Source organism: Thermostichus sp. MS-CIW-23 (assembly GCF_054059455.1).
Map to the genome: position 1 here is coordinate 1 of NZ_JBSSCC010000075.1, position 4,286 is coordinate 4,286.

Sequence of the window (4,286 nt, forward strand, 5' to 3'; positions counted from 1 at the left end):
CGGGATACCGCCATTCTGTTTGGAAACAAACAGAATGCTATCGCTGCATAGTTGAACAGTGATGTTCAGCAGTGTTCAGCGTAAATGTATCAGAAAAGTAACTCGATCCTGAACTTGGGCTTCTCGGGCCCGCTGTTGGGCTTCCAGGATGCGCTCCGGGTCGATATCCACTCCCATGCCCTGTGTGCCAAAGCGCTGCGCCGCCCGGATGAGAATGCGGCCATCCCCACAGCCCAAGTCGTAGAGAGTATCCTCGCTCCCCACCTGGGCCAAATCCAGCATGGCATCGACAACCAAGGGCAAGGTGCGCACATAGGGGGCCAAGCTGATTCCCTCTGGACTTTGCGGGTTGGGCTGGCGTTGGAAGAAGGGATCCCTGCCCACCGAGTTCTGACCCAGCTTAGGTTTGAAACCGCGGGGCACCAAGGGTTGATTCCGAGAAGAGCGGTTTTCTCTGTTCATCAAATATTCTCATCAATTTCCCATCAGTCTATCAACCTGTCGCAGTACAGAGCCCCTGCCGTTCTACTGGGTGGAAAGTCACCGCCAATTGCGTCGGCTCAAGTACAGTCTACTAAGGGGTTATGGGATACACCTGTATGGTCATTTTCAACAGGAATGAAACATCTCCGTTCCATTGCTCTCTAACTCCCCTCTCCCTCTGGAGGGGCTGGGGGAAGCGGCGCGGAGCGTCTGGGCAGCGGCGGGAGTATCTCAATCGAGTCTGGAATGACTATGAACCTGCTTGTTCTAAACCTCACTGGGGTCAAGCCTCGGAAACACGATTTTTATACTCTTTTATATCCCTTAATTTGTAACGGGCTGTATCTCAAAAAATATCTTGATTCAACAACTTAGCCAGGCGTTCCAGCCCCTTTTTGACTTGGCGGGAAACGGTAACGGCACTGATCCCTAGCCGCTCTGCCGTTTCTTTTTGCGTGAGGTCATAGAAGAAGACAAATTCCAAAATCTTGCGGGTACGTTCCTCCAGCTGAGCCAAGGCATGTTGTAGGCGAATACGATCTTCTTCAGCCAGTTGAAAACTGCGGTAGCGCTGATCCGGAACGACCTCCCCCAGAGCAACACTGTCTTCCTCAGTTTGAATCGGAGCATCCAGGCTGAGCAAAAGGCTGTTTTGTTGGGCCAGTTCCAGCTCTCGCCATTCCTGCTCCGTCAGTTGCAGGGCTTCCCTCACCTCGGCCTCAGAGGGAGAACGGCCCAACTCTTGCCGCAGACGGGCAATCACCTTCTTGGCTTGTCTTTGCAGGGTCGTCCAGCGGCGTGGGATCCGCATGGTGGGGCTTTTGTCCCGCAGGTAGTGTTGAATTTCTCCGCGAATGTAGGGCAGGGCAAAGGAGCTAAAAGCCAGGCCTCGGCTGATGTCAAAGCGTTCGATAGCTTGAATCAAACCCAAACAGCCAACTTGCACCAGGTCGTCGTACCCCTCATTGCATTGGTTGCGCCAGTGGTGGGCCTCTTTGCGCACCAAGCCCAAGTTCATTTCCACCAGCCGGTTGCGCAGGGCTGGATCGCGATTCTGGTGGTACAGCCGCAACAGTTCGGCAGTTCGGGCTTTAACATCCTCACTAGATGCCATAGATCCACATGCGGCTGGGAATCCGATCTTGGCCAAAGGCAATGGAGTGGAGGCCGCCGGTCGCCTCAGGGAGACGGAGTTCTTGGGAGAGGTCAGGCGAGGGGCCGTTATCATAGACAACCACTTTACCGATTTGCCGAAAATAACTGTAGAACAAGCACTCAAGGAACTCGAAAACCATTCAAAGGTTGAGGATCCCACCCATAACCAACACCCATCCAGTCAAGAGACGCTTTTGCCCAGCCAGACCCTGCGCAAGCAGGTGCTACAGGGCTACAGGGATGGCGTTAGAAGCACAACCGGACACTGTTGAGATTTGCCAAGAGCTGGAACGTTCTTAGTTTGACCAGGTTTCTTGACCCAAGCAACAGCATCTCCACGGAAAATCGGCGGGTTTCATCGGCAAAAGAGCGCAATTTTCCCGTAAGACCCAACGAAATTGCCGGATTTCTGTTGTTGGCGTGCTCTCGTGGTTATTGGTGATTGGGTCAGGTTGGCGGTGAAACAGCCTGTGCATTCCAGCCTCTCCTCTCCTTCTGGGAGGTGAGAACGTCAAGAGGCTGTTCGTGACAGCGGCGGGGGGTTCTTGGGGGGATCCGTGCCGGCAAGGGCTGCCAAAAAGGATGCAAAACTCGGCTCCTCGCGAATGAGGTCGAAATAGGGCTCAGAGGAGAGCAAGGGGCGGTAGCGTTCCGGCTCCAGGCGTAGGGCTTGCTCCAAAGCTTGTAGGGCCTGAGGCACTTGGCCTTCCCAGGCGCAGCAGCAGGCTTTGGCGTAGTGAGCCTCGGCATTGTCGGGATCCATCTGCAGGGCCCGATCAAAACTCTGGATGGCCAGCTCGTAGAGGTTCAAGTCCATCAGAACCAGGCCGCGCTGCACCCAGATCTGAGGGCGTTTGGGATCTTGCGCCAGGGCACGGTCGTAGCTGTTGAGGGCCTCCATCGGGTTGCCGAGGCGGTGGTGGGCAAGGGCGTGGCCGGCCCAGAGAGAGACGGATTCGGATCCCAGTTGCAGGGCTCGTTCGTAGCTGGCCAGAGCATCGGCGTAGCGCTCTAGGTGAAACAGAGCCAGCCCCCGACTCTGCCAAACTTGAGCATCGACGGGGTTGATGGCGAGGGCTTTGTCGTAGCTGATCAAGGATCCCTGCCACCGCCCCAGAGAGGCTAAGGTTAGCCCGTGCAGGTACCACGTTTCCGGGCTATCGGGGCTGAGAGCAAGAGCGCGCTCGTAGGCGCGTAGGGCTTCTTCGTAGCGGCCCAATTGCCGCAGCGTGTTGGCCTGGTTAAAGCGGGCCTCAAAAAAATCCGGCTTCAGTTGCAGAGCCCGCTCATAGCTGGCCAGAGCTTCCTGATGGCGACCGAGATCGTCCAGCAGAGAACCACGGTTGTTCCAGGCTTCGGGGAAGTCCGGCTTCAGCTCCAGGGCGCGGTCGTAGCTGGCCAGGGCAGCTTGGGCTTGCCCCAGGTGGTCGAGGGTGGTGGCGCGGTTGTACCAGGCAATGGGATCCTGCGGCTGATCTCCCACCGCCTGCTCGAAGGGCTGTAGTTGAGCCGCCTGTTCCGCCGAAAGGGCAGATGGGTCAACCGCCGGGACGGGCGAAACGGTTGTCGATTCTGGGGAAGCAGCACGCTTCTGCCGCCGCAGCCACCAGGCCCAACCCCCGGCCAAAAGCAACAGGCTCGCCCCCAGCACCAGCACGCCCACGTCGGTCGGGGCAATCACAAACGGCATGACCCACTTCCTCTTTTCTGCGCGCCTCTACATCATCACCAAAAACGGCAGGGGATCGCTGGGCCCTGCCGGCGAGATCAGCTCAATGCGCTTTTCGCCAGGGTAGGTGCTGGGATCGATCTCAAAGGTAACCGTCAGCGCCTCGGCGTTGGCCTGCACCGGTTCCTTAGAGCGTCCCAAGGGATCCCCAAAGCTGACTCGGATCCCTTTACCCGCCGGGCTGACTCGGATTTCCGTCACCTGATCCAGATGGGATCCCTCTAGGGTACAGACGATTACATCCCCGACAAAGGCCTCCAGAGGCCAGCCCCGCCGCACCACCGGTTTGGACATGGTTGTCGCTGATACATTCACCCTGAACTCTCCTGAACATGGTTCAGGAAAGAAGCGATCGCATCCTGCCTATCTCTGAGCAGGAAGGCGGTATCCCGCAAAGCCCTGAGGAATACCCCCCGAGCGCTTTCCCCCTTCACTTCCCGGCAACCGTTGCGGTGGACTCAAGGATCAGGGGGAAACTTGGTCTACTATATCCCTCTCAATGACTTTTGCCAAACCGCCTAAAGCTCAGTAAATTCAGCAAAGTTCAGGGTTTTGGGGGTTAGAGGCATGCTCCCCAGTTGCCACAGCCAGTTTTGCCTGAGCCAGCCCCCCATCTGCCTCACCTTCCGTCGTGACATACTCCCGCACTCATGCTGACGCAAAGCGCTCCGCGCCGCTAGCGCGAAAAGGACATTTCCTGCGCTTGAGGACTACGTCCCGCTGACGCGAAAAGAACGGGATGCCCCACCGCCCTGTACTTGATGTTGATGGCCGCATGGTGGTCGCGCCCTAGTTCTAGCCCACAATGGGAGCAAGAATGCCATCTGTCTTGAATCGCTTTCGGTACTCTTTGACCACACCGAGAGCAGTTTTGACTGCTGCCGTTGGGATTCACTGCAATCGCCCTCAGCCCAGCTCT

At 57.2% G+C, this 4,286-nt stretch carries 6 protein-coding genes; all 6 read right to left on the minus strand.

Annotated elements, in window-relative coordinates; genetic code table 11:
• Positions 1-75 precede the first annotated feature (75 nt).
• A complete protein-coding gene (locus ACVW0B_RS14200; protein ID WP_457491982.1) occupies positions 76-462 on the minus strand; it encodes an SAM-dependent methyltransferase in 387 nt (128 codons plus the stop codon).
• Positions 463-829: 367 nt separating this feature from the next.
• Positions 830-1,597 carry an RNA polymerase sigma factor SigF gene (locus tag ACVW0B_RS14205; RefSeq protein WP_041436760.1) on the minus strand — a complete coding sequence of 256 codons (768 nt, stop codon included), beginning with the start codon at positions 1,595-1,597 and terminating at the stop codon, positions 830-832.
• Positions 1,587-1,778 carry a hypothetical protein gene (locus ACVW0B_RS14210; protein WP_457491983.1) on the minus strand — a complete coding sequence of 64 codons (192 nt, stop codon included), beginning with the start codon at positions 1,776-1,778 and terminating at the stop codon, positions 1,587-1,589. The genes ACVW0B_RS14205 and ACVW0B_RS14210 overlap by 11 nt, the downstream gene beginning before the upstream one ends.
• 371 nt (positions 1,779-2,149) lie before the next feature.
• Entirely contained in the window at positions 2,150-3,328 is a 1,179-nt protein-coding gene (locus ACVW0B_RS14215; protein WP_457491984.1) for a tetratricopeptide repeat protein, read from the minus strand.
• Between the two features lie 27 nt (positions 3,329-3,355).
• A complete protein-coding gene (locus ACVW0B_RS14220) occupies positions 3,356-3,661 on the minus strand; it encodes a hypothetical protein (protein ID WP_011434047.1) in 306 nt (101 codons plus the stop codon).
• 382 nt (positions 3,662-4,043) lie between these two features.
• Positions 4,044-4,286: zinc ribbon domain-containing protein (locus tag ACVW0B_RS14225; RefSeq protein ID WP_457491985.1), on the minus strand; the 243-nt coding region annotated here is incomplete at its 5' end.